The organism is Fibrobacter sp. UWS1, from assembly GCF_002300445.1.
GTDB classification, from domain to species: Bacteria; Fibrobacterota; Fibrobacteria; order Fibrobacterales; family Fibrobacteraceae; genus Hallerella; species Hallerella intestinalis.
This window is the reverse complement of the sequence record NZ_NSGW01000001.1, coordinates 1275019-1300922: the sequence shown is the minus strand read 5'-3', so window position 1 is coordinate 1300922 and position 25904 is coordinate 1275019. Positions and strand designations below refer to the sequence as shown.

Sequence of the window (25904 nt, the reverse complement as noted above, 5' to 3'; positions counted from 1 at the left end):
AAAAGCCTATAGGTAGGATATTCAATGAAAAAACTCTTTTTAATCGCTTTATCCGTGTTTGTTTGCGCTGGCGTATCCTTTGCGGATCCGTGCAAAGACAAAACGAATGAAGCTAAAAATATGCTTGCCAAGTGCAAAGCAATGAAAAAAGGCTCGTCCGAATACAAGCAGTGTGCTAGTTCTTACAACTTGTTGAAGACAAAAGCGCAGCAAGCTTGCCGTTCTGGAGGCATGGACGAAAATGAAATGCAGGCCGCTATTAAACAGTGGCGTACGCAAGTGGATCGCTGCAAAGGAAAGCAAAGCTCTCGTTGTGCGAGTGCCCTTCAGCAATTAGGCAACTACCAGTATCGTCTGGAAGAAAAATACCAGATCGATAAAATGGTTCAGTATGAAGAAGATGTTGCTTGGTGCGAAGACCGCGACAACGAACCGGCTAAGTGTAAAAATTTAGGTTCAGGACCGAAAGTGGATCACTCCAAGTCCTTGGGCTATTTCTTGGAGTATATTGATAAGTATCCGAAAGAGACTAGAACTCCAAACGTGATGTATCAGGCTTCTTTTGTGTATGAAGCAAGCGGCGAAGAAGAAAAGGCTTATAAGCTGCGGATGCGTTTAGTGAAGGAGTTCCCGGATAATGGACTTGTGCCGAAAACGTGGCTACGTATTGCGGAATACCATTTCATGAATAGAAAATTCCGCGATGCTATCGATGCTTATAAGCGTGTGACTGGTTTTGAAAATTTGACGGGTAAAGAAGCCGCGCTGGCCATGTACCATTTGGCTGAATCCTATTACAATATCGCTGAATATGAAATTGCCGCAAAAACGTATTACATATACATTGTTGGTTCCGATGCGGGTAAATACCCGAACGATTTGCGCTTGGAAGCGATGGACTTTATGGCCGCTTCTTTCTCGGATATCGATGATGGTGTTCGTGTCGCCGCAAAATTTTTGAAAGACAAAAATGTGAAATTTAAAGACTCGCTCTATTATCGTATCGGTATGAAGAATAAGGATCATGACCGTAACGAAGAAGCGGTGCAGTCTTTCAAATATTTGTTGGACATCAATCCGGATTATGTTGATGCCCCGCTCGCCGATGTTGCAATGGTTGAAATTCTCATCATTCAGCAAAAATTCGACGAAGCCCAGGAACAGCGTAAACTCGTCGTGAAGCGTTATAGCAAGAATTCTTCTTGGTTTAAAAAGAACAAGCAGTATCCTAAGTCTGTGGAAAATGCGGAAAAAGCTATTCGTGCTGCAATGCTTGATATCCCGCAGTATGATCATTCTCAAGCTGCAAAATTGATGAAAGAAGGCGATACAGAGGCTGCTAAAAAACGTTATGCGGTTGCTATCAAGGGATATAATGATTTCTTGAACCAATACAAGAACGAACCTTCTTGGGATGAATATAAAGTGTATGCGAATTTGGCTCTTGTTTATCAGGAAATGGATCAGTTTGCCAAAGCCGCCGAAATGTTCAATAAAATTGTGGACGCGGATACAAATCGCTATGGTCGTCGGGCTTTGGGTTCTGCTGCTCCCTACAAGAAGGAAGACGCAGGCTATAATGCCGTCTTGATGATGGACAAGGCTCGTGTTACCGCGCAGCAGAGCAAGGTTCAGGACGATCCGGTTAAGGCTTACGAGCTTCCGGAAACCAAAGCGTATTTCGCTCAGGTTGATAAGTATATGGCCAAGTTTGCTTCACAGAAAGAAGCGGTTGAATTGGCCTATAACGCCGCTATTGTTCGCTATCAAGCTAAACAATACAAGCAGGCTGTCGTTGATTTCCGCAATCTAAAAACGAATTATCCGAACAACCAATATATTCTTCTTATCAGTCGTATGCTGGCGCAATCGCTTTTGGAATCGGATCAGCTGGATGAATCCCAAAAGGAATTTGAATGGCTGTTGAAACAGTACACCGAAGTCAAGGCGACTCGCAACGATTCGATGGCAAAGATTATCCGCACTTCGATTGCCGCCGTCCTTTTCCAGAAAGCGGATCGTGCGGTGAAAGCAGGGCAATTTGAACAGGGCGCTGCCGCTTATTTGGATCTGGTTAAGCACTATCCCAAAGAAGCTTTTGCGGACAAGGCTGTGTTTGAAGCGGCTACTGCTTATGAAAAGGCCAATAATTACGACAAGGCCGCCCAGACCTTTATGATGCTTCCGATGAATTACGGCTCCTCGCCACTTACCATTAGGGGTATCCTTCGTGCTGCTTTGGCTTACAAGAAAGCGGGCAAGCCAGAACAAGCCGCCCAGACATTCCTTTTCATTACGAATAATTTTGAAAAAGATTCGATGGCCTTTGCGGCGATTGGATTTGCCGCTACGACTTATGATTCGATTCCGAATAAGAAGATGGCGGCGCAGACCTATGAAATCGCTTATAAGAAATATCCCAATCACGAAAAAACTCCGGGAATGCTTTATAGCGCTTGCTTGACTTACGATGAAGCAAAACTTCCTGAAGAAGCTATTCGCTGTTCGAAGGATCTCGTTCGCGATTATCCGAAGAGTTCCTACGCTCTCGATGCGGCCTTTAGCATTCCTATCGCTTATCAGAACGCCAAGCGTTGGAACGAAGCCGTGGAAGCTTATATTTTCTTTGCCAAGACTTATACGACGGATAAGGAAAAGCTGATTGCCGCTTATATTGGAACCGCTCGCGCTTATCGTGAATTGAAGGACGATAAGAATGCTGCCGTTTATTATAAGAAGACGATTGAAGCTTATGACAAGTATGGTCTGCAAATTAAGAATGCGGATCCGGGAGTGCCGGCGGAAGCGGCTTTCTATCTGGGCGAAATGGAATTTGCCAAGATGGACAACGTTCAGGTTTCTGGCAAACAGAAACAAAAGGATGCTGCGGTCAAGCAGTTGACGGAGATTTTGAAGAATGCGGTCAGTCATTACTCGAAATCGGCGACTTATGCTTCGGAACAGTGGACTTTCCGTGCGACGAACAAGATTGGCTTCCTTTTTGTGACCATGGCAGCCAAGATTCGTGAACAGGAACTGAACGGAAAAACAGATGAAGAACAGTTTGCCGAACGAATTGGCATTGTTCAGCAGTTGCCGGGTTATTATGATCAAGCGCAGCCGATTTTCCAGAAGAATATCGATTTGGCGCGCGATCAGGGCTTCTATAACGCCGACGTCATTGCTGCAGAAGAAGGTTATATCGAAATGTATTACCAGGGCTGCGCCGTGTTTGTCGAAGTTGGAGACGCTTTTGCCAAGTCGCCGCTGCCGGATAGCGTGGAAATAGTTACGCAATATGTGGAATATGAAGGCATGACCAAAGAAGACGCTGAAATGGCTGCAGGCGAAGATTTGCAGGCGTATCGCGAAGAATTGGAAAGCCGGTCGAATGCGGCTCGCGAAGCTGCGGTTCCCCGTTGTGCTACAGGCATCCGCGCTTCGGAACATTATGGCATTGACAACCAATGGACTCAAAAGCTGTATGACCTCCTTCGTGAATTAGACGATCAGAACGAAGCTCTTCAGATCAAGATCACCAAATTTGATGCTTCGAAGTTGTTCCAAGACCCGAGCTACTTTAAGACAAAGGCTCGCTTGGATCAGGTTCGTTCTTCCAAGGTCATGACTCAGCAGGAACAGCTGGCTACGTATCAAGAAATTTTGAAGGATGCTCAGGCTGAAAATGAAAAGCTGCGTGCAGAACTCAAAGAACTCCAGGCTCGGCTTGCTCCGCCGCCATCAGCGGCTCCCGCTGCTCCAGTAGCTCCATAAAATCTCTTTTGAACAAGGAAAATCCCGCGAACGCGGGATTTTCTGTTTGTTTTTTGGGGTAATGAAAATTTTACAGCTCAAAAACTTCCCAAAGAGCAAAAAAAAAAATAAATATGCCTTTACAGGAAACAAAACAACAAATCACTCGTATAAAAGGAGTATTCTAATGTCTAAAATGCTTGAATCCTTCAACCCGTCTTCTGATGGTTGGCAGTTCATGTGGATCATCCTGGTGGTCGGTCTGATTGGTCTCGGCTTCTCGGTTGAACGTTTTATTTATATCGTCGTGAAGAGCGCTAAGGGGCGTGCCAAGTTCTTGAATCAGTTTGGTCAGCTCATCAGTGCCAAGCAATACGAACAGGCCTTTGATTTGGCGAATCGTTCTAAGCTCCCCATTGCGAAGGTTGTCGCCGCTATCGTCAGCAATCGTGATGCAGGTCGTGAAGCGATGCAGAATGCTTCTGATGCAGTCTTCCTTACCGAAGCTCCTCGTCTTACTCGTTATATTTCGGTTATTTCCGTGATGGCTTCTATCTCCACTCTTCTTGGACTGATGGGTACGATTTACGGTCTGATCTTTACGTTCGATGCTGTGGCTAACAAACCGGCTGCTGAACGTCCGAAGGCTCTTGCTGATGGTATTGCTATCGCTATGGGAACGACTCTCCTCGGCCTTATCTGCGCTGTTCCGCTGCTCGTTCTTGTTGGCATCCTGAATATGAATAGCGAACGTCTGATTCAGGAAATGGAAGAAAAAGGTCTCAAGATCATTAACGCCCTGTCGTAATTGTTGATAAAAGACAATTATTTAGATAGGAGATAAAATGGCAAAAGAATTCAAGAAACCTGGAAAGCCTGAAGAACCGGATTTGCTTCCGGCGATGGGCTTGTTTACTATTCTGATTCCGATGCTGCTCTCCATGACATCGTTCCAGAAGTTGGCTGTTGTAGAAGTCAATTTGCCTGAACGCAGTATGATGCAGATGGATGACCAGACTCCTCCACCTCCGGATGAGCAAGCATTGAATCTGTCCTTGGCCATTACGAATGAGTATCTCGTTATCGGTGCGCGCGGCGGTTTTCAACCCAATGTCTATTTTAAGGAATTTTGGGTTTTCCGTTGCAAATCCGATGGACAGCTCGTCAAGTATGCCGCCGAGGATGTAAAAACCCTTGTCAATTCCGGCTCTGCGCCTAAATGCAAAGACGGAACTGAAATGGATAAAGAAAAGTACACCTATTTGATCGAAAGAATCGAATTGGATATGATTGAGAAAACATCCGAAGAAGATGCTGGTCGTCTGATGTGGGGTGTTTATACTTCTCAGGAAGAAGCGCAGCCGGATAGCGTGCTTGTAGATGGCAACAACAACTTCCTCGCTATCGTTGGTGAAGGCGAGGGTGGATTGACTCCTCCTCCGGCTCTTAAAAAACCGGGTGCGGGTGCTGGTGTTGCTACCCTGGCTCAGAACTCCGCACGCAAGCTGAAACCTGAAGATGCTGCGAAGTTGATTATCTATCCGCTCTCGGCGTATGATGAAATCGCAAAGCAGCTGATTGCTATTCATACGGCCTTTATCGATCTAGAAGATGTGGACAACATCATTATCGTTGCGAATGACGATGTCCAATTTGATAAGATTATCGCCCTGATGGACCGCGCAAAATCCGCTGGTTTTGTCAAGGTTAACCTTGCAAAGTTGGGAGGCTGATAATGGCTCGTAGAATGCGTAAATATAGCGAGGACGTTCCGTTCTCCCTGACTTCGATGATGGATATGATGACCATCATTCTGGTGTTCCTTATCAAGAACATGGATGCTGAAGGTCAGTTGATTACTCAGGCGGAAAACCTTATCCTGCCGATTTCTACTTCGAAAGTGCAACCGAAAGAAGTTTCGCTTTCTGTAGTGGTCGATGCTGGCTATGTGGTGGTGGATAATCAGAAAATTATCCCTACGCCTGATGTCATGGCTCAAGAAGACCTCTTGATTACCAAGGTGGACTCTGTGCTGAAGGAACGGCGCGAGACTGAACGTGAACATGCTTTGAAAGCTGGGCTTCCGGCGGACGAAGCGGGAAACATCATTATCCAGATCGACAAAAACATCCCTTATGATGTGATGTACAAAGTGATGGCGACGTGTGGTTTTTCGGGCTACACGAATATCTCCTTTGCTGTGATGATGAAGAACGGTGGAGAGGAATAATATGGCAAAGATGACAAAGAAGAAGGTTCAAGATCCTTTTGTAGCGTCCTTGATGCCGGAATCCGACAAGCGTTTCGCTGGTGTCGCGGTTATTTCTTTCATTGTTGCAATTTCGTTCTCCCTTTGGGCTTCCATGTATGAAGCTGTCGTGGACGACGTCATTTTCGAAGAAACCGGTGCGGAAGAATTGACGACAACCATGAAGATTGAAGACAAGAAGGAAGAGAAGAAGGAAGAGAAGAAGAAAGAAGAACCGAAAAAGCCTCGTAAGAAGGCCGGCGGTGGCGGAAAACCTCGTGGAAAGGGACAGCCCAATGCTCCTCAAACCCGTGGTGTTTTGAAGCTCCTGACGGCTCAGACGACAAAATCCAATTATGCAGCTTATGATTTGATGAGAGACCAAAAGTTCTCTAAGGATATCAATAAGGTGCTGAAGGATGTCGCGGGTCTCCAGACTACGGGTAAAACCGTTCTTGGCGGTCGTCGCGGCAAGGCTGACGGTGGATTTAACGAAGGTTACGCTGAAGGCGGTTCCGGTGGTATCGGAGATGGCCTCGGTGGACTTCTCGGCGGTGGCGGCGGTGGCATTGCTACACGTGCCAAGGGCAATATCAAGACGCCGTCGGCTCGTGATATTGACATGGGCGCTGGTGGTGGCTCTCGTTCTGCGGCGGATATTATGAAAGTTGTCCGTCAGCGTACGCCGGGTCTTCGTCACATCTACAACAAGTACTTGAAAAAACAGCCGGGTTTCTCGGGCAAGGTAACTCTCCGTTTCACGATTGCTCCGGGCGGCGACATTATCAGTATCTCTGTAGCCTCTTCGTCGACAGGCTTTGCCGAATTCGACAATGCGGTGAAGAATACGGTAAAGCGCTGGACCTTTAGCAAGGTCAAGTCGGGAAATACGACGGTAACGATTCCGTTTACGTTCTCGGAATAATTCTAGAACAGATGGAACTGAATGAGCTGGAAGCATCGCTTTCGGCTCATTTTTTTATGCTCCCAAATTTTGACGGAGCTTCTTCAATTTTTGTTTTGGACGGAGTTTTAAAATAGTAGAGGTGATCTGAGGGAAGAAAATTTAGGATTTGTTTTGAAAAAGTCAGGCATTATACGCTGTTGGAATCCAAGGGACTTTTGAACAAAGGACTTTTTGTTTATTTTTGCTTGCGAATTTATAAAACATGAATTAGTTTTATGAAAAAATAGGAGTTGACAATGAAATTGAAAACAGCTGCGGCTTTAGGTCTAACTGTTGGTATCTTTGGCGTGGGGTCGGCTTTTGCGACTTTTGCCCGTGTGGAATCTATGGGCAAGAATACGACGTATATTATGGATGACGTCAGTATTTTTGATAATCCGGCAAATATCAATTTGTATCCGAATTATTTGATTGGCGGTTTTGGACCGTATCTGGATGATGTGGAAACGGGTACGAACAAGGATCCGCAGAATCCTACTTTTGGAGGAATTTTTTCGCTCAGTTTGGGCAGCGGCGATTCACCTGATCCCCGGATTTCTATCGGCGGTCTTTTTGGACGTAAGGATGCGACTCTTTTCGGATTTTTGCCGGATTACTATATCGATGAAAATGGCAACAAACATAAAGTTCCTAATACGGTAACAAATTTTGATGGCTTTTTGGGCGGGACTCTTTCGAATGGCAATGCGATGGGCTTGCACATTTACATAGCACATCAGGATGGCGGAGACGAAACGAAAAGTGGGGAATATCAGGTTGATCAGAATGCCTATGCTTCCATTATTCGGGCGGATGCCGGTATAAATCTCCAGCTTTCCAACACGATTGATTTTGAATTGTCTGGAGGCCTTGCACGAGTTCAGTATGGACCGGAGCATAAAAATTTCTTTGATGACGGAGACTTCTCGTATTTGGTAAATTCTCGTGCGTTTTTTGCTTTGGACAAAATCGACGGCGAGATTGTGCCTGCAATGAATGCTCATTTTATTAAGGCTCCGGGGATGAAGGATACTCATGCCCAGGTCGGCCTTGGGATCAATGTCGGTTTAGATCGGGGATTTTTCTGGTTAGGCGGTGATTTCGTCTGGAATAAGAAGAAAGCCCGTGATTGGATTGTGGACTACGATAACGGCCTGACGACTTATGATGCTCAGGATGAAAACGGATATTGGGACGAACGGAAGGACATTGGAGGAATTGTCAGTTTTGGTATTGAACGCAATATCTGGTTTGATTGGTTTGTCATTCGTGTCGGTGGGCAAAAGGCGATTCTTTACACGGAATGCGATCAGGATTCGCGTAATCAGGGACGGTCTGGCATTTGCACGGAAGACGGCACCTTTTTCTCGACAAACCCGGTGGGTAACGGTAAAATGGATGACCACGTCGGCTGGGGTTTTGGAATCAATATCGAAGAAAAGCTGAAAATTGACGTGACAATTGCAGAGGACTTCTTGTTCCGTAATCCGTTCCAAGGAGAAGGCCGTTGGTTCTCTCGTTTGGATGCCACATATTCCTTCTGATTTTGTAGGGAGCTTGTTTTTTTTCGGAATCTTTTGCTTTCAAATCCCTGCAGTAAAAGACGGTTGAGTTTTGCTCGCCCGTCTTTTTTATATTTGAAATATGCGTTTACCCATATTTTTATCGTTTGCTTTTTTGCTTTTGGCGGCTTGTGCTGAACCACGGGAAAATATCGAAGAAAAATTGTCCACCTATTTACAGGACGACTTGAAGTTTATGGTTGCTCAGACATTAAAGGCTAGCCAAGACAAAAGTGCTTTGCTGGATTCCCCCTATTATAAAATTCGGGAACTGAAATTTTTTGATGAAGCCCATTCTAAAATGTATTCAGCTTATGCCAATGTTGATTTTTATATCTATCGGGATATTAAAATGTATGAACAGCGAAAATATCGTTATGACAACCACTATTTGCAGTGGGATCGGTATTTGAAAGTGTGGCATTTTGGAAATGATACCGATGAAAAATGAAAATAGGGCGTCATTTTGTTTTTATATTTTAAATAAAATTTAGAAGGAACTTTACTTTGTTCGGACTCTTTTCTTGTGATATTGGTGTTGATCTTGGTACGGCAAACACCCTGGTTCATGTTGCGGGACAGGGAATTGTCATCAACGAACCCACGGTCGTGGCGATGGACCGCAAAAATGACCGCGTGACGGTAATCGGTGGCGAAGCGAAAAAAATGCTTGGACGCACACCCGGCAACTTGGCAGCCATTCGTCCGATGAAAGACGGCGTAATTGCAGACTTTCAGTTGGTGGAAATCCTGCTTTCTACATTCATCAAGCGGGTTCAGAAATATCCGCTCTTTTTGGTAAAACCCCGGGTCGTCATCGGCGTTCCTTCGGGAATTACGGAAGTGGAAAAGCGAGCCGTGATCGATGCCGCTCGTATGGCTGGAGCTAAGGAAGTGCACTTGGTTCATGAACCGATGGCAGCGGCAATCGGCATGGGAATTCCGGTAGATGGTCCTGTCGGCAATATGATTGTGGATATTGGTGGCGGAACGTCGGATATTGCGGTGATCGCGCTGAATGGAATCGCTTGCAACGCATCGGTGCGTGTGGGCGGCGACGAAATGGACGAAGCCGTGGTGAACTATTTGCGCAAGACTTACAATTTGGCTGTAGATGAAAATACTGCAGAACAGATAAAATGGCAAATCGGCTCGGCATCTCCTTTGGAAGAAGAATTGACGATGGACGTAAAAGGCCGCGACGTAATGGCCGATCTCCCTCGTACGATGACAATTACAAGCCAGGAAATTCGCGAAGCATTGAATGAACCGGTTACGGCGATAGTAGATGCGGTGAAGCAGGCTTTGGCTTCGACACCTCCGGCTCTTTCTGCAGACATTTTGGATTGCGGAATTATCATGTCTGGCGGGGGCTCCAAATTGCGTGGACTGGATGCTCGTATCAGCAAAGAAACGGGCCTTTCGGTAAATGTGATCGACGATCCACTGCTTTGTGTGTGCAAAGGCGCTGCTCGCATTCTGGAAGATTTGGACAAGTACCGTCCTGTTTTGATTGCCTCCACCGTGTAAGGGAATTGCTTTAGAAAATGCAGCTGTTCCACTTGTTAGGAAGTGTCTTAATCAAGGGACACGGATTAGTTCTTTTCTTCATTCTGCTTTTGGTCGGTTTTGGAATCCGCCATTTGGAAAAAGATGGAAAAGAAACGCTTGTGGCAGGTGCGCTATCTTCCCTTTATTATCCGGCACAGCTGGTCGTTTCTTCGGTGAATCGGATTCATTCGGTCTCTTATGAAAATGATTGTTTGAAGCGTGAAAACGCGAAACTGAAGATGGAAAGGGACAATTTGCGTGAAGGTTTGGAAGAGGCCAACCGACTGCGGGTGCTCGTTCATTTTGACAATGTGTGGGATTATCCGATTGTCACTGCTCGGGTTATTGGACAAAATCCGGGACGCTTTTTGACAACTTTTGTCGTCAATCGAGGGACGGATCAGGGGATTGAATTGGACTTGCCTGTATTTACGACGCAAGGGCTTGTGGGTCGTGTTTCTGCAGTATCGAAAAACCATGCCAAAGTTCAGCTGTTGCCAGACCCCTCGTTGCATGTTTCTATTCTGGTGCAGAGAACTCGTGTTGTCGGATTTTTGAACGGAGGATCGGCAAATTATTTGCAAGCGTTTGTTCCGTCTTATACCGGAGTGCGGGAAGGTGACACGTTGGTGACTTCGGGACTTGGCGGCATTTATCCGAAGGGAATTGGAATCGGTGTTGTGCGGTCTTTGGAAAAAGGCGATATTGACGTGGTGACGAATATCGAAGTCGAACCGTTCCAAAAATTTACTCGTCTGGAAGAAGTTTTTATTATGCAGAAAAAACCGGACTGGATTGTACAGGAGATGTTGAAGAGTGCTAACGTTCATTAAACATTTCGTGTGCTTTATCTTGGCGGTTGTTTTGCAGACGACGGTTGCTTCTTGGATAGGTATTAGCGGGCAGGAACCGGATTTTATTTTGATTTTTATCGTTGTGATGGCGTTGTCGAGAGGACCTGTTGCGGGTATGCTGTGGGGATTTTTTGCGGGATTTTCTGCGGATGTATTTTCTTCGGTAGATTGGCTGGGTGCTCAGACAATCGCTTTTACCTGTGTAGGATTTGCTGTGGGACAATTGGAAGAGAGGTTTCTACGCTTGAATCTAGTCACTAAGGTGACTTTGCTGGGGCTTGCTTTTATGTTAAACGATGTAATTTTTTACTGCATTGTGGGAATTGAACAGGAAAAAGTGCTGACTTTCTTTTTGACGAATACGCTTCCGGAATGCCTTTACACAATGGTATTTGGTGTTTTTTGCTTTTTATTGCTGAACCGCATTGACCGAGCAACCCGTCGTAATGTCTAAAAGAACGCTGACCGAATTGCAAAATCGCAATGTAAAAACTTTTGTTTTTATGGCTCTGGTCGCTGTGGTTTTCTTTTGCCTTTCGATCCGGCTTTTTTATTTGCAATCGGTTCGCTACGAACAGAATCTCCAAAGTGCAGATGAAAATCGCTTGCGTCGTGTGGTGTTAAAAGCTGAACGCGGACTGATTTATGACAGGAATGGAACGCTTTTGGTCGGAAATAGGCCCTCTTACCAAATTGTGGTCTTGCCTGCAGAAATTCGCAAAATGCCGCAAAGCCAAAAGGATTCTTTATTTAAACGTTTGATTCACCTGAAAGATTCGCAGGGTGAAAATCTTTTTGATTCGGCGGTAGTGGATACGATGTTTCAGCGAAGTGCGTGGAAATCCCATGGAACGCTTCGGATTTTAGAAGACGCTTCGGAGGAACAGGTTTCGATTGTTCAGGAACGCTCCGGTGAATTCCCCGGTGTGACGACAGTTGTGGAATCGCGGCGCTCTTATCCCTATGGCTCTTTGGCTGCGCATTTATTGGGCTATACGGGGGAAATTTCGGACGAACAATTGGAATTGCCGGAATATGCAGGCTATTCTTCGGGGGATCGCGTTGGACAGAAAGGGCTTGAAAAACAATACGACGGCGAATTTCGCGGAGAGGACGGCGTTAAATTTGTGGAAGTGGATGCGTACGGACGCCATGTGAGAAACATAGAGGGAATGCAGAACGTTCCTTCTGTTCCTGGATATGGAATGGTCACGACAATCGATTTGGATATCCAAAAAGCGGCGGAAGAAGCAATGCCGGATTCCGTGCGGGGGGCAATTGTCGCATTGGATCCTCGGAATGGGGAAATTTTGGCGATGGTTTCTTCGCCTAGGCTGGATCCGAATATCTTTTCCCTAAAACGTCGGGAACGCAACAAGGGTTGGGCAAAAGTCGCATTGGATTCGACTCGTCCATTGATGAACCGGGCGATTGCAGGCGTCTATCCTCCAGCGTCTGTTTTTAAATTGGTGACGTCCGGGGCGGGCTTGGAAAATCGATTGGTAACGGGTGTTACCCATTTGCAAAAATCCTGCACGGGCGGTTTTACTTTTGGTTCTCGATATCAAAAGTGTTGGGGAGCTCACGGCAATTTGGATTTAGTGAATGCGCTGCGCCTTTCTTGCGACGTGTATTTTTATCAGCTGGGATTGATGTTGGGAATGGAACGAATTAATGAATTTGGATATCGTTTTGGATTGGGGCATCAGTTGGGCATTGATATTCCCGGCGAAAAACAAGGTTGGCTTCCCGATTCGGTGTCGTTTAATCAGCGAAATCAACGGAATGGTTGGCGTTGGGCGAAAGGGCTGATTTTGAATTTGGCGATAGGCCAAGGGCAACTGGTGACGCCGCTTCAGGAAGCGGTGCTGGCGGGTTCTATTGCGACGGGGAAAGGCGTTTTTCGGCCTCATCTGATGAAGGAACTTCGCGATGTCGATGGAAAGCTGGTTGGCCGATATATTCCTGAAAAAATCTTTGAAGGGAATATGAACGATTTTACCCATAAGACCCTTTTGGCAGGAATGGATTCTGTGGTGAATCATCCGGGTGGAACGGGCAAACGGGCGGCGATTCCCGGCATTCGGGTCGGGGGCAAGTCCGGTTCCGGCGAATGGAAAAAGGGCGAAAAGACGCACGCTTGGTTTGTTGCCGTAGCACCGCTCTATGATCCCGAAATAGCGGTCGCCGTTATTCAAGAAGCTCAGGGCGGCGGGGGTGCAAAGTCCGCTCCCGTTTGTCGCAAGGTGATGGAAGCCTATTTTGCAAAGGTTCATGGAAAAGATTCGACGGGGGTAAAAAAATGAGGGGCTCCGGGCGTTTTCTAAACAACAAGATGAAAATCGACTGGCTCTTTTTGACGCTGGTTTTTATACTGACTAGCATCGGAATACTTCTTGTCTATTCGGCGACGGCGAATGCGGAAACGGTTTGGTATGCTTCTCGATGGTTTCGTCAAATTGTTTATTTTGTTTGTGGTTGCTTGCTGGCTGCGGCTTTGGCGTGTGTTCGGATTGACTATTGGCAGCGTTTAGCTTATCCCTTGTTGTTTTTAACGGTTCTTGCTCTAGCATTTGTCGCTTTGGGAGGAGGCGATGCGGCGAAGGGAGCCGGTCGCTGGATTGATTTGGGCTTCGTTAAAATTCAGCCGTCTGAATTTGCCAAGATTACGTTCCTTTTGGCCATGTCCAAATGGCTTTCGACTCACCATGTGGATGTTTTGCAGCCGAAAACTTTCGTTGTTCCTGGGTTGATATTCCTGGTTCCATTCGCATTGGTGTTGAAGCAACCCGATTTAAGTACGGCTTTGGTTTTTACAGCCGTGACGATTGTTGGATTTTATTGGGCAGGAGTTTCGTTATTGGACTTGTGCCTGCTATTGAGTCCGGTGGCGTCGGTCATTTTATCGTATCCGCACATCCCTTATTCGCAAATTTTATGGGGAGTTCTTTTGTGCGCCGTCTTTTTGCTTTTGTTTTTCCGCAAGATGCCTAAAAAATTTGTGATTTTCATTCTTTTGCTCAATATCGTTTGCGGTTACGCCAGTACGATGGCTTGGAATTCCTTGGAACATCACCAGCGGGAACGGGTAATGACATTTGTGGATCCGATGCGCGACCCGCGAGGTGCCGGTTATCAGGTTATCCAATCGGAAGTGGCGATAGGCAGCGGAGGAATTTTTGGTAAGGGATTTGGCGAAGGTTCGCAAACCAATCTGGCCTTTTTGCCCGAAGAACACACGGATTTTATTTTCAGCGTTTTGGGGGAGCAGTTCGGCTTTGTGGGATGTATGATGGTTCTCGCTCTCTATTTCTTGTTTCTGTGGCGAGCGATTGCCGTCTGCCGTTTGCATTTAGATCCGTTTGTCAATCATGTCGTTTCTGGAGCTTGCACCATTTTCTTTTTCCACATGACGGTGAATATTTCGATGACGTTGGGATTGATGCCGGTGACAGGTCTTCCTTTGCCGTTTCTTTCTTACGGGGGCTCGTTTATGTGGATGTGCATGATGCTGGTGGGAATTCTGGTCAATATGCGTTATCAGGGTAGCCAGCTGGAAAGCAATTACAATTAGGCTCTATCCATATTCAAAAATCGGTGGAGATTATCGCGCCGTTTCCATTTCTGCCATGGTTCGATTTCACCGCTTAAGTCATTAAGCGGCCTTTGCGAAAAAAGCGGATTTTTTTCCTTTTTTTCTGAGTGGAAACGTTATTCTCTGTAGTACAGGGGAAACCCCGTGCTTATGAATGGAGAATTTTATGAAATTAAAAAATGATTTTGCCTCTTTTATATTTGGGAATGGCTGCATGGCTTGCCACCGGAGCGGATTGCCTTTAGACCCGTGGCTTTGTCCGGATTGCCAAAAGGAGTTGATTCGCCTTGCGCAAGCACCTCGCCGCCCTAGGCCGGATGTCTTTTGCCTGTATGCGATGACACCTTTGACAAAAGAACTGGTACACGGATTAAAATACGGGAATATGTCGGGATTAGCCCGTTATTTGGTTGAAATGGCATTTTCGGAAACGGAGTCTCGGGAGATATTTCGGGAATGGGGACGGCGTTTGGCGTTTATTCCGGTACCGCTTCATCCCGCCAGAATGCGGGAGCGAGGCTATAATCAGGCAGAAAAATTGGCGCAGGCGTTGGCTGCTTGTGTTGGAGGCGTTGTCGTGCCGGCTTTAGAACGAAAAACTTTTCGGGTTTCGCAAACTAAACTATCCAAGTCGGGACGAGCGGATAATGTAGCGGGAGCATTTGTTTGGAACAGGCGTTGCCGATTTCCAAATTTCCATATCCCTGTCATCGTAGATGATGTCTTTACAACGGGAGCGACCACGTCGGCGTGCCTCTATGCGCTGGAAAAGAAAAATTTGGCGGGATTCGCCAAGGTTTGCACGCTGATGAACGAAGAAAGCACTACGGCGAAAGCCGATTTTGCCGCAGATTCCGCCATGGAGTGGAATTTTTAGCGGAGGAAGAGGGACTCGAACCCCCAAGCCTGACGGCGGCGGTTTTCAAGACCGCTGACTTACCAATTAGCCTATTCCTCCGAAAATTAAAAGCCCCAGAAAACTAGGGCTTTTAAAAAGTGGCTCCGACAGGATTTGAACCAGTGACACGAGGATTTTCAGTCCTCTGCTCTACCAACTGAGCTACAGAGCCATTTCTTGCCCCAAATTTAGTCTTAAACGGAAAAGTTGTCAAGGGCTTTTTGTTGTAAACCAAAATTTTAGTGTAAATGGGGAAGCTTTCGTATAAATTTGAGCTAAGGGATTGTGTTGGTGCGTTTTGGAGATATGATGAAGCTGTCTATTTACGCTATTTGGGCAATTTTTGCAGCATTCCTGATTGCTTGTTCGGACGATGCCAGCTTGGTTGATGATGAGCAATCCTTGGACAATCCATCAGGAGAACTTTCTTCTAGCGGGGAATTTGCCTCTTCGGGCAGCGTCGTTACGGACTCGTCTAGTTCGGGGGGACTGATATCTTCATCTTCTTTGCAGTCTAGTTCCAGTAGCGAGCAACTTTGTCTGGCGACCTGGGTTGGCAATTCTAAAATATCCATCAATGAAATTATGCCGGGGAATCTGGATTGGTATGACGATTTGGGCAAAGATCCGGGTTGGGTGGAATTGCATAATTCCAGCGATCAGCCGGTGGCTTTAGATGGTTATGCTTTGGTGGAAAACACGATTCGTCCGAGAAAATGGGTTATCGGATCCGACACGATTCCGCCCAAAGGTTTTCGCATTATTTTTGCTTCGAAAAGAGATGTCGCCACTTTGATTGAAGGGGAGGATTCTGAACTGACGCATTATCGGTTGCATACGAACTGGAAGCTAGAAGATGAAGGAGGAAACATTTATTTAATCCAGTCGGATTGTGGAATTGCGGATTCGGCGAGTTACCCGAAGCTGGAAGCGGGAATTAGCTGGGGAAAAACTTCGAGCGGTTGGCTCTACTTTAAGAATCCGACTCCGGAAAGCGACAATTCGGCGAGTCAGGGGTCTTCGGGCTTTGTCGCCTTGCCTGCTTTTTCTCAAAACGCGGGATTCTATAAGGATTCTGTTGTGGTATCTCCTCCGAAAACGGATGATGGATCGACGGTCCGCTGTACATTTGATGGCTCCATTCCTACATCGGCTTCTTTAGAAATGCTCTCGCCGAAAACATTGACTGCCAACACGGTTGTGCGTTGCGCGGCGTTTAAAGACGGCCTCATTACGAACAAAGTTGTGACGAACTCTTATTTTATCAACGAAGAAATTCGAAATATGCCGGTTGTTTCGATTAGCGTGGATTCTCAATTTTTCCAAAAACATTACCTTTATGTGAAAGCGGGAAGTACCAATGGACAGAGTCCATCGAGTGCGGATCCGAACAATACGACCCTTTATGCAGATGTGGAATTTCCTGTTCACGTTGAATATTTTGCCAATGGAAGTGGCAGCACCGGTAAGGATTGGGAAATCGATGCGGGGATTTCTTTGATGGGCGGTTACAGCCGTTTGGAAAAGAAGAAATCTGTAGCTATTAAAATGGGCGAAGAATACCAGGAAGGCTGGCTCCGTTATCCTCTATTTGAAACGCGGAAAGCGACAAACAGCAAATTTAAAGCGTTCAATCTGCGCAACAATGGCAACCGTTTTGTGAGCGATTATATAGAAGATGCGATGGGCGGTGCTATTTTGGAAGGTTCCGGAGTGGACTATCAGCGCAGTCGCCAAGTGATCGTTTTTTACGATGGCGTTTACTGGGGAATTCACGATATGCGGGAACGCTACAACAAGAATTATGTAGAAACGAACTACGGCATTGACGCTTCGGAAGCGACGATTATTAAGCATATCAACAAAAAAATCGAAGCGAGTAACGGGACGACTGCAGAATACGAAGCATTGCTGAATTTTGTTTACGACAGTGATTTTAGCGGCGAGAAGAATGCGAATTACGAAACCGTGAAGCAGCTGATGGATGTGGAAAATTTTGCGGCTTATATGGCTGCGGAAATATATATGCACAACGGAGACTGGCCGAATAATAACGTACGCGCTTGGAAAAGTCCGAATACCAAATGGAAATTTATGGTTTACGATTTGGATCATGGTTTTGATTGGACGTGGAGCGTTTCGGGATTTTATCAATCCACAAATATGTTTGACTGGGTTAAGCAGGGCGGCTATTCTTCTGGAAAATGCTATGGTGGCAAGTCGCCTTCTTGCTTTCACACTTTCTATGTCCAGTTGATCAAAAACCCGGATTTTAAGCGGATGTTTATCAATCGTGCGGCCATGCTTTTCCAGAATAATGTCAATGCGGAAAATATTACGAGTACGATCGAAAAAATCGTGGCGACTATCGATGCCGACCAAATGTCTCGCGATATGGCGACATTCTTGCAAACCGAACGCTGGTATTCTAATTCCTGCGCCGGCGGCTTTAGCAAGAGCGGTTCGTGTATGAAGGAATGGGCGGCGGAACGTGACGCAACGATGCAGAAAGAATTTCGTGAAGAATTCGGATTGTCGGAAAATATCGAAGTGACGATTGCGGCTTCGGGCAACGGCTATGTGACTCTTGACGATATGCTGCTTCCGAATTTGAAAAGTTGGACGGGGACGTTCTTTGGCGGAAATTCCATGCTGCTGACGGCAAAACCTTCTGGAACGGGAAAATTCGTGAAATGGGAAGACGGCTCTACGGAAAATCCGCGTCTGGTTTTGCCCGCAAATGGGGACAGCTTTGTCGCCGTTTTTGAATAATTTGTGATTCTGTGTCGGCAGTGAGCTTTTGGCGTGAAGCGTTGTTTTCAAAACGGATGCCGTTTTGTAAAATGAAATTTTTGCCTCCAAAGGGAATGTGTTTTTTGTTGAAATTTTTCAGGAGTTTTCGCCGCCGCTGAAATGTTTGCAATCCGTTAAAGGTTTTCGGTTTGCTGTACTTTTTGGGAAAATCGGATTTTTTTTCTGTTTTCTACATTTACACTATGATTTCTCCTGTGCGAAAAATGTTTGACGAGATAGCAAAAAACTACGACTTGTTGAATCATACTCTGAGTTGCTTTCAAGATATTCTATGGCGCAAAGCGTGTTGTCGGGAACTCAAAAAAAGAGAAGCGGGCGGGCGGCTACTGGATTTGTGCGGTGGCACGGGAGATTTTGCTGTTGAATTTGAACGAATTGTCGGAAAGCCTTCGCTGGCGATTCTTGGCGATTTTTCTTTTGGGATGCTGGAATATTCTCGCGGGAAAAAAATGACGGCAAAGCCAATTCAACTCGATGCTATGCAGTTGCCTTTTTTAGACTCTTCTTTCGATGTGATTTTGAATGGTTTTGGAATGCGCAATTTGCCGGATGCGGCAGGCGGCCTAGAGGAATCTTTTCGGGTGCTTTCTTCTGGCGGTTATCTCATGGTCTTGGAATTTTTTTCTCCTCGAAATTTTTTCAACAGGTTCTTTTATAAACGTCTTGCTCCGCTTTTCATTCCGCTTTTGGGATCGATTTTTAGCGGGAAACGTTCCGCTTATGAATATCTTGTTCAATCGGTTTTGCGCTTTTTGCCCGTGGCGGATTTTGCGTCTTTAGCAGAAACAAAAGGATTTCGTGTCGTCTCCATAAAGCCCTGCTTTTGGGGTGTGGCATTTCGCGTTTTACTTCAAAAGGTGTAGAAATGAGTCATTTTGTGCTAGGTGTTACGGGAGCTTCGGGCGCCATTTATGCCGCGAGAACTTTATGGCATTTGCAAAAAATGGGACATTCCGTCGCGCTGATTCAGACGGCGGCGGGAAAATCTGTCGCCGCTTATGAGGAAGAAGCCGAGGCGTTGCAAAAGGCGGATTCCGTTTTGAACATCGATGATTTTTTTGCGGAATGCGCCAGCGGCAATTCGTGTTTTTCGGGCATGGCGGTTGTGCCTTGCAGCATGGGCTCTCTTGGAAAAATAGCGAACGGAATTGCGGACAATCTTTTGACTCGAACGGCGGATGTTTGTTTAAAGGAAAGGCGCCCGTTGGTTGTTGTCCCCCGCGAGATGCCGTATAATTTGATTCACATTAAAAATATGGAACGTTTGACGCTGGCTGGTGCTGTGGTGATTCCGGCGAACCCGAGTTTCTATTCGAAACCGAAAACGGTTGTGGATGTTGTCGATACGGTTGTCTCTAAAATTTTGCGACATCTGAATGTTCCCAATCAAATTGTTCCGGAATGGGGTTCTGCAAAATGAGCTTTTTTTCAAAGATAGTTGAGTATGGGCACTTGGTCCGCTTTAGCCATTCTCTTTTTGCGATGCCCTTTGCGCTGGGTTCCATGTGGGTTGCTGCGAACGGATTTCGAGGAATGTCGCCGGGAGAAATTTTTCGGCTGGTGATTTTAATCGTTCTTTGTATGGTAACGGCTCGCAATACGTCCATGTCTTTTAATCGACTTGTCGATGCCAAAATGGATGCAGAAAATCCTCGAACAGCCAAGCGCCATTTGGTGACGGGAAAACTTTCCAAACGTTCCGTAGCGGGATTTGTTGCGGTGAATGCGATTCTTTTTTGCGCCTTGGCGTGGATGCTGAATCCGCTGGCGGGAATTTGCTCGTTGCCTGTGATAGCAGCACTTTGCTTTTATTCTTATTGGAAACGTTTTTCGTGGCTTTGTCATTGGTATTTGGGATTGGCGATTGGGATGAGTCCGCTAGGCGCTTGGATTGCCGTTCGCGGAGAATTTGCGGCGTTTCCGATTTTTTTGATGTTCATTTTGATGCTTTGGATGGGCGGTTTTGACATTATTTATGCAACGCAGGACGAAGAGATTGACCGCAAGATGGGACTCCATTCCGTTCCCGCCCGCTTCGGTCGTCGCAAGGCTTTGCAAATTGCGCTGGCGAGCCATCTGATGATGCTTGCGTTGAGTTTTGCCTTTGGACTTTATTGGAAAATGGGAATCGCCTGGTGGAGTGTTTTTGGGCTTATGACCGCGGCGATTGCCTATATTCATTTGTTCCGAAAGTCCGATGATTTGGATGCGATGAATCGGGATTTTTTTCTGGCGAATATTGGAATTAGTTTGTTGGTAATGCTTGGACTTTTGGCATGGATTTTTTTAGGAGGCGATGCGGATGCGTTACGATGATAAGTTGAAAGTTTGCCGAAGAACCGCAATATGGATTGCCGTGCTTTCGCTTGCCGATGTCTTGGGAATGGAATGGGGAATAATTCCAAAAGAATCGGGAGATAGGGTTCTTACGGTTTTTATCGTTTTGCTTGCCGTGGCACTAGGGGTGAATTTTGTATTGAAATGGCGGGACAAGTAGCGAGATGTTTTTTAATTTAAAAACCAAACACGGCGGGATTCTTCGGTTGGAGAAAACTTTGAAATGATGCGAAATGGATGTCTCCTGTTTTTTTTTACTGCTGAATCTGCTTTTGGGGTATGCTGTTGCTATGCCGTTGGCGGAAAATCCGTTGGAACAAAATGAAAAAACTTCCGTTGAATGGAATGGCGACAGCGTTCAAATTTACAACAATTTAATTGCTGACGAAAATTTGGAATCCCATTATGGTCCAAACGTAGCAGGCATGGTTATCGGTGGTCTTTTGGTGGGAGGCGGAACATTTTTCCTTGTTGGGGGAATATATGGAGTGTGCTATTCTTCAGACGAAGGTGGGTTTGATGTCGCTCTTACGCACGTTGCAGGAGTACTTTTTTTAGCGGCTTCTATCCCTTTTCATTTAATCGGAATACCGCTTTTTTCATACAACACGTATAAATTTGCCGTTCGCAAAGGCCATGCGAATCGCCGTGACGAATACATTGATGCACTCAAGCGTTACAAGGAACGGCGTGAAAATTCCGTGCAATGGACAATCGTTCCTTCGGTGGATTTGGCAAATGCGGGCGGCGGGCTGAATTTGCTCGTGACGTTTTGAGAAACGCAATGTATATTTTTGACAATAGCTGAATTATTTTTTTTCTGTCTTTGAATAGGGATGAAATTTTGAAAAGATACGTGCTGCTTGTTTTTTTTGTTCCTTTGCTTCGGCAATGGATTCTCTTTCCGTTAGGTTGGTAAGTGAACGCCACCGTACAGAATGGAATTGGGTGGAGTATAGGATCTCTTTAGTAAATAAGTCTAATATTCCAATTTTAAATCCAGAAATTCGCTATTTTGCAGAAAATTCTTGGATCCAATTTTGCGAAAGAAATAAAATAAATTCTCGTTGTAAGGAATCTAATGGTGGCTTATATTTGAAAGATTCTTTGTTAACTCTTTCTGTTGATTACGTAACTTGGCCATTTTCTGTATCTCCCTCGATATTTTCTGATGGTAAGTGGAGCACTATTAAATTGAAAATGAAAGGAATGTTTTATCCAGGAAGTAATGTAGACATCTATTTTCGAATTTATAGAAATGATTGGGGGCTTGGGACTGTTCTAGGGATTTTTCTTACCAGAAAAACTCGAATTTTATAGAAGAAAATTATCAGATGGCGGTTTATGACGCTTCATCCCAGTTATTGTGGGGCTATGATCCTACGAGTGGCCGTTATTCTATTAAAGATGTTTTGTGGCAGGATCGCAGAGAAAATTTTTTGGTTCAAAAATTCGACGGAAACTCAAACGAGGTGATTCCCGCTGGACGTTTTTGGTTATTGAAGGATGTTCCTCTTTTGTCAAAAGAACGAATTCTTTTAAAAGAGAGAGGTTTAAAACCACTTGAAGCAGGTCGTATCCAGAATAAAAATCTCTATTTATTTCGTTCAGAAATTCCGATAAAAAAGTTTACCCTAGATTCACTTTTGACAAATTTTTACAATGCTATAGTTGCTGATGATACGACTAGATTGTCCATTGATTTTTTTCGAACAGAATTTTCTTATGAAAAAAAAGATTCCTGTGAATCTATAGGAGTATGCAAAGATGACAGCCTTTCTCGAACTGAGTTTGATTTGTTTATTTCATGTTGGCCAGATGTTACGATGGGTGATTGTAAAAATATTGCGATAGGTTGTGGAGGATTGCGTGCAGAAATAGATAGAAATCTTGTTGTTTCTACGCATACAAAGGAGACCCTATCTTGCCTTGAAATAAATCAAAATATTCGTCATATTGATGTTTCTCGAGAAAGTAAACCTGTAAATGACAAGGGACGTAAGGCGATAAATATTGATGTCTTGCAGAATAATGAAGCTTGGAAAAATGCATTACTAATGCAACAACCTACTACAAATTGGCTTTCCGATGCAGATTACACAGGAGAAGGAATCGTTGTTGGCGTATATGATTCTGGAATCTTATACAATCATTCAACTTTTAATGAAGTGGCGGCTACTGGAGAACTTGTACAAAGAAAACTTGCAGGAGAATCTAAAATTGAATGTAAATTTAATGATTGTGAACATGGAAGTCATGTAGCGGGCATTATTGGAGGGAATGGATGGAAATCTGGAAGTGCTGCTAATGGACGAGACAATTTTCTCTATAGAGGTGTCGCTCCTAAAGTGAATTTTTATGCAAATAGAATGTTTGTTTTGCATCAGAAAGGAAATGTTGTAAATCACTCCCATATAAATGATTTTAGTGGATTATACGAATTTAATTCGTACACAATGGATTATAATTTATTCTATGATTGGAAAAATTGTGAAGATGAATGCGATAGTATTTCCAAAGCATCAATTTATGCCGCAGCTAATAATGGTGGACTAACCCCTCAATATGGGAATCTGCTAAGTTATCATTCCATATTGGCAAATACAAAAAATTCAACTGTGGTCGGAAATATGTCTAGTGTAACAAGCGTGAGAAATAGTACTTCTAGTATGGGGCGTACTTGGGATGGTCGAATTAAACCAGATTTGATGGCTCCTGGTTCGGGGGCGGAATTTCGCTTTGATGAAAATGCTCCTCTAGTTCTGCTGATTGATTATTTTCGGATGTACCACAAGAATGCAGAAACTCCTTTTTTTGAATTAAATTTTGGTACAAATGATAGTTTATTGAATCCCGATTTGCGAAGGAAGAATTGTATATATTTGTCGGAATCTCCGGAGCAATTGATTAAATGTAATCTTTTTCGAGAAAAATTTGTTGGAAAATTAGAGTATTTGGATGATGCTCTAGCAAGTAATGGAAAAGCTCTTAAATGGACGGAAAATCGACTTTCGGCTCAAGAAAGTTACGTAAATTGGAGATATGAACTTTTTTCGGCAACCCCCTTTGAGGTGCAACAAGATGATGAAATTGAAATTCGTTTTCGTAGAATAAGTGGGAAGATAGATTATCCAATAATTAATGGGAGCGTATATTTTTCATCTGAAGATGATTTTTATGACGGCTATGAGACGACTTCTGTTCGCTGGATTCTTGGAAAAATTGGTGATGATTACCAAACAACGCGTTTTCCGTGGAATGGAAAATCTTTGGTTTCTAATTTCTTAAGATTTGGGTTTAACTATGATTATGGGATTGTTTCAAGTGTTCCTTGCAAACAGTTTGAAGACGAAATGTCTTGTTATGGAGAATCTTCTGGAACTTCGATGGCAGCTCCGTTTGTTTCGGGAATTGCTGCTTTGATGTATCAAAAATTCCGAACAAAGACCGGTCTTTCTTTGGATAAATTTTCTATGCGAAATTCAACGGTAAAAGCAATCCTGATACATACATCTATAGATATGGAAGACTCTCAGCAAGCTCATGTTGCTTATAATTCGGACATTTCTGCTGCGGAGCACGATGGCAATCTTTATTATACCCCTTATGGCAAGGGACCAGATTTTGCTACTGGTTGGGGGCGGGTTGATGCGGAATCTGCTTTAGGATACATAGAGGATTATGATGAGACTTCTAAATCTTTTAGCCGATTTCGAGAATTTGACATTTCTAATGGTCAGGAGAAAAATTGGAGCATCTATGTACCGGAAGGCGTACATTCTCTCCGAGCTACTCTAGTTTGGGATGATGCCCCTGGTATGCGTGATGACGGTAATGTGCCTGTAGTTTCTTCGTTAGATTCTAAATTGATAAATGATTTAGATATGTATTTTATTTCTCCTTCAGGGAAATTCTATTTTCCTTGGCGGTTACGACCGTTGCCGACAAATAAAATTGATTTTAATGGGAATCTGATTCAGGAAACCTTTGGATTAGAAAATATTCATAAATCAGATATTCAAGAGGCGGAACGTTTTTGTGGGAAAAATGATAAATTAAGTGGTGAATGTTTTGATCATTTGAATAATGTTGAAGTTGTGGATGTGGATTTTCCAGAAAAGGGGAAATGGCAAATTGTGGTTCGCGGGACTCGAATTGTGCAGGGAAATGATTCTTCTGGTAATGCTCAAGTGGCGTCTATTGTTAGTGATCTTCGCCTTTGGAATTCTACCTGTCAGATAGTTCATCCTTATCTTTCGCAGAATCGGCTAGTTTGTGAATATGCTTTAGGAGACAACTTGGAATCGTTTGTGACATTTAACAAACAAACTTATGTGGGGAAGGGGGATTCTATTTTCCTTTATGATGACAAAAATCACTTGCTCGGTACTTATACTGGGACGGGTCTTTCTGGCAAGAGGATTAAAGTTAGGGGGAAAAAGTTAAAAGTGATCCTTGACAGTGATAATGATGATTCTCAAGGTTACGGTTTTGAAATATCACGCATAGAAAAAGTACCTTATTCTATTTTGCCTATGCTATTTGAAACATCCAAAAAAAGGAAGATGATCAATGAATAAAACGCTTCTGTTTATTTTATGCGTTTTTTTTGCGCATCTAGCTGCTCGTACATGGGATGAACGAACCATTTTAACTGAAGCAAATTGTTTTGGTAAAAATGGACTTCTGCATCTTGATGATGACTCTTTGGGCCAATGTAAGATGTATTTTGAAGCCTGGGCTCCTGATTATATTTGTAAAGAGGGAACGACTCTTGTGGAAAAAAGGAATGTGTATGTTCGAAATGACTCGCTTTCTTTCGACGATTCAATTTGGGTGTCAAAGTATTATTTAGACGACAGTCTTCTTCATGAACCAATACTACAAAATCCGACTGCATTTTTGGAAGATTTCCGTTTGTTGGAATTTGCCTCTTCTCAAAGGGGGTATTATTTAGCGGATTTATTTGATAAAAGACTGGAGTCAAATATGGATGGCTCCTTTTTGATTCTGTATAAAAAAGATTCTTCATATTATTCTCTATGCTTGTTGGAATACGGCTATTGTGATGTTGCTATATCTTGTCAGTTTCAGGATGATGGAACGACAGTTTTTGAAAAATTTCCAGAAAGACAAGAACAGTTTATCTGTCCGGCATATTATTTTATTCCTCGTCCCCCTCAATGTACAGAAGCTATTGACAAGCAGAGCCCTCGTGCTATTTCAGAACATAAATTGAAATTTGCGCCTTGTTTAGTGAATGGCTCTCATGCTGTAGGGAAGTCTTCTTCAGTAGTCATTGAGAGTGGTCGATCTAAAGTTCAACTCAAAAGAAATGGAGAATAG

Annotated in this window: 22 protein-coding genes and 2 tRNA genes; 22 read left to right on the top strand and 2 right to left on the bottom strand. The window is 44.3% G+C overall.

Annotation, left to right across the window (positions count from 1 at the left end):
- Positions 1-24: 24 nt before the first annotated feature.
- From BGX14_RS05330 to BGX14_RS05270, 13 genes are all read left to right on the top strand, one after another.
- Positions 25-3774: a tetratricopeptide repeat protein gene (locus BGX14_RS05330; protein WP_095879289.1), complete on the top strand. Its 3750-nt coding sequence runs from the start codon at positions 25-27 to the stop codon at positions 3772-3774.
- Positions 3775-3835: 61 nt separating this feature from the next.
- Positions 3836-4561: a MotA/TolQ/ExbB proton channel family protein gene (locus BGX14_RS05325; RefSeq protein WP_233126421.1), complete on the top strand. Its 726-nt coding sequence runs from the start codon at positions 3836-3838 to the stop codon at positions 4559-4561.
- Positions 4562-4598: 37 nt separating this feature from the next.
- A complete protein-coding gene (locus BGX14_RS05320; protein ID WP_073305003.1) occupies positions 4599-5486 on the top strand; it encodes a biopolymer transporter ExbD in 888 nt (295 codons plus the stop codon).
- A 2-nt stretch (positions 5487-5488) separates the two neighbouring features.
- Positions 5489-5983, top strand: coding sequence for a biopolymer transporter ExbD (locus tag BGX14_RS05315; protein ID WP_078775982.1), 495 nt, complete (start codon positions 5489-5491; stop codon positions 5981-5983).
- A 1-nt stretch (position 5984) separates the two neighbouring features.
- Positions 5985-6926 carry an AgmX/PglI C-terminal domain-containing protein gene (locus tag BGX14_RS16275; RefSeq protein WP_233134282.1) on the top strand — a complete coding sequence of 314 codons (942 nt, stop codon included), beginning with the start codon at positions 5985-5987 and terminating at the stop codon, positions 6924-6926.
- A 278-nt stretch (positions 6927-7204) separates the two neighbouring features.
- Positions 7205-8491: a hypothetical protein gene (locus tag BGX14_RS05305; RefSeq protein ID WP_073304999.1), complete on the top strand. Its 1287-nt coding sequence runs from the start codon at positions 7205-7207 to the stop codon at positions 8489-8491.
- Between the two features lie 100 nt (positions 8492-8591).
- On the top strand, positions 8592-8960 hold the full coding sequence (locus BGX14_RS05300) for a hypothetical protein (protein WP_073304997.1): 369 nt from the start codon (positions 8592-8594) through the stop codon (positions 8958-8960).
- A gap of 56 nt (positions 8961-9016) precedes the next feature.
- Positions 9017-10039, top strand: coding sequence for a rod shape-determining protein (locus BGX14_RS05295; RefSeq protein ID WP_073304995.1), 1023 nt, complete (start codon positions 9017-9019; stop codon positions 10037-10039).
- An 89-nt stretch (positions 10040-10128) separates the two neighbouring features.
- Positions 10129-10893, top strand: a complete 765-nt coding sequence (mreC, locus tag BGX14_RS05290) for a rod shape-determining protein MreC (RefSeq protein ID WP_233126419.1) — start codon at positions 10129-10131, stop codon at positions 10891-10893.
- Entirely contained in the window at positions 10877-11368 is a 492-nt protein-coding gene (gene mreD / locus BGX14_RS05285; RefSeq protein WP_095879288.1) for a rod shape-determining protein MreD, read from the top strand. Before mreC ends, mreD begins: the two co-directional genes overlap by 17 nt.
- Positions 11361-13220 (top strand): penicillin-binding protein 2, encoded by a 1860-nt coding sequence (mrdA, locus tag BGX14_RS05280; RefSeq protein ID WP_095879287.1) that lies wholly within the window; start codon positions 11361-11363, stop codon positions 13218-13220. The genes mreD and mrdA overlap by 8 nt, the downstream gene beginning before the upstream one ends.
- Positions 13221-13249: 29 nt before the next feature.
- Complete coding sequence (gene rodA, locus BGX14_RS05275) at positions 13250-14488, top strand: rod shape-determining protein RodA (RefSeq protein ID WP_233126418.1); 1239 nt, start codon at positions 13250-13252, stop codon at positions 14486-14488.
- Positions 14489-14675: 187 nt separating this feature from the next.
- Positions 14676-15386, top strand: coding sequence for a ComF family protein (locus BGX14_RS05270; RefSeq protein WP_078775985.1), 711 nt, complete (start codon positions 14676-14678; stop codon positions 15384-15386).
- On the opposite strand, the gene BGX14_RS05265 is transcribed toward BGX14_RS05270, so the two are convergent.
- Both BGX14_RS05265 and BGX14_RS05260 read right to left on the bottom strand, forming a co-directional pair.
- Positions 15387-15467, bottom strand: a tRNA-Ser gene (locus tag BGX14_RS05265).
- Between the two features lie 39 nt (positions 15468-15506).
- Positions 15507-15579: transfer RNA gene (locus tag BGX14_RS05260), tRNA-Phe, on the bottom strand.
- A gap of 134 nt (positions 15580-15713) precedes the next feature.
- Between BGX14_RS05260 and BGX14_RS05255 the strand changes: the two genes are divergently transcribed.
- The 9 genes from BGX14_RS05255 to BGX14_RS05220 all read left to right on the top strand — a co-directional run bounded on the left by BGX14_RS05255 (position 15714) and on the right by BGX14_RS05220 (position 25904).
- Positions 15714-18179 (top strand): CotH kinase family protein, encoded by a 2466-nt coding sequence (locus BGX14_RS05255; protein ID WP_095879285.1) that lies wholly within the window; start codon positions 15714-15716, stop codon positions 18177-18179.
- Between the two features lie 224 nt (positions 18180-18403).
- Positions 18404-19084, top strand: a complete 681-nt coding sequence (locus BGX14_RS05250) for a ubiquinone/menaquinone biosynthesis methyltransferase (protein ID WP_095879783.1) — start codon at positions 18404-18406, stop codon at positions 19082-19084.
- A gap of 2 nt (positions 19085-19086) precedes the next feature.
- Complete coding sequence (locus BGX14_RS05245; protein WP_073304981.1) at positions 19087-19641, top strand: UbiX family flavin prenyltransferase; 555 nt, start codon at positions 19087-19089, stop codon at positions 19639-19641.
- Entirely contained in the window at positions 19638-20537 is a 900-nt protein-coding gene (locus BGX14_RS05240) for a 4-hydroxybenzoate octaprenyltransferase (protein WP_095879284.1), read from the top strand. The genes BGX14_RS05245 and BGX14_RS05240 overlap by 4 nt, the downstream gene beginning before the upstream one ends.
- Entirely contained in the window at positions 20524-20718 is a 195-nt protein-coding gene (locus BGX14_RS05235; protein WP_095879283.1) for a hypothetical protein, read from the top strand. The genes BGX14_RS05240 and BGX14_RS05235 overlap by 14 nt, the downstream gene beginning before the upstream one ends.
- Before the next feature lie 73 nt (positions 20719-20791).
- Positions 20792-21334: a hypothetical protein gene (locus BGX14_RS05230; protein ID WP_095879282.1), complete on the top strand. Its 543-nt coding sequence runs from the start codon at positions 20792-20794 to the stop codon at positions 21332-21334.
- A 115-nt stretch (positions 21335-21449) separates the two neighbouring features.
- On the top strand, positions 21450-21878 hold the full coding sequence (locus BGX14_RS15255) for a hypothetical protein (RefSeq protein WP_143394146.1): 429 nt from the start codon (positions 21450-21452) through the stop codon (positions 21876-21878).
- Positions 21879-21892: 14 nt separating this feature from the next.
- Positions 21893-25138, top strand: coding sequence for a S8 family serine peptidase (locus tag BGX14_RS05225; protein WP_095879281.1), 3246 nt, complete (start codon positions 21893-21895; stop codon positions 25136-25138).
- Positions 25131-25904, top strand: coding sequence for a hypothetical protein (locus BGX14_RS05220; RefSeq protein ID WP_095879280.1), 774 nt, complete (start codon positions 25131-25133; stop codon positions 25902-25904). The genes BGX14_RS05225 and BGX14_RS05220 overlap by 8 nt, the downstream gene beginning before the upstream one ends.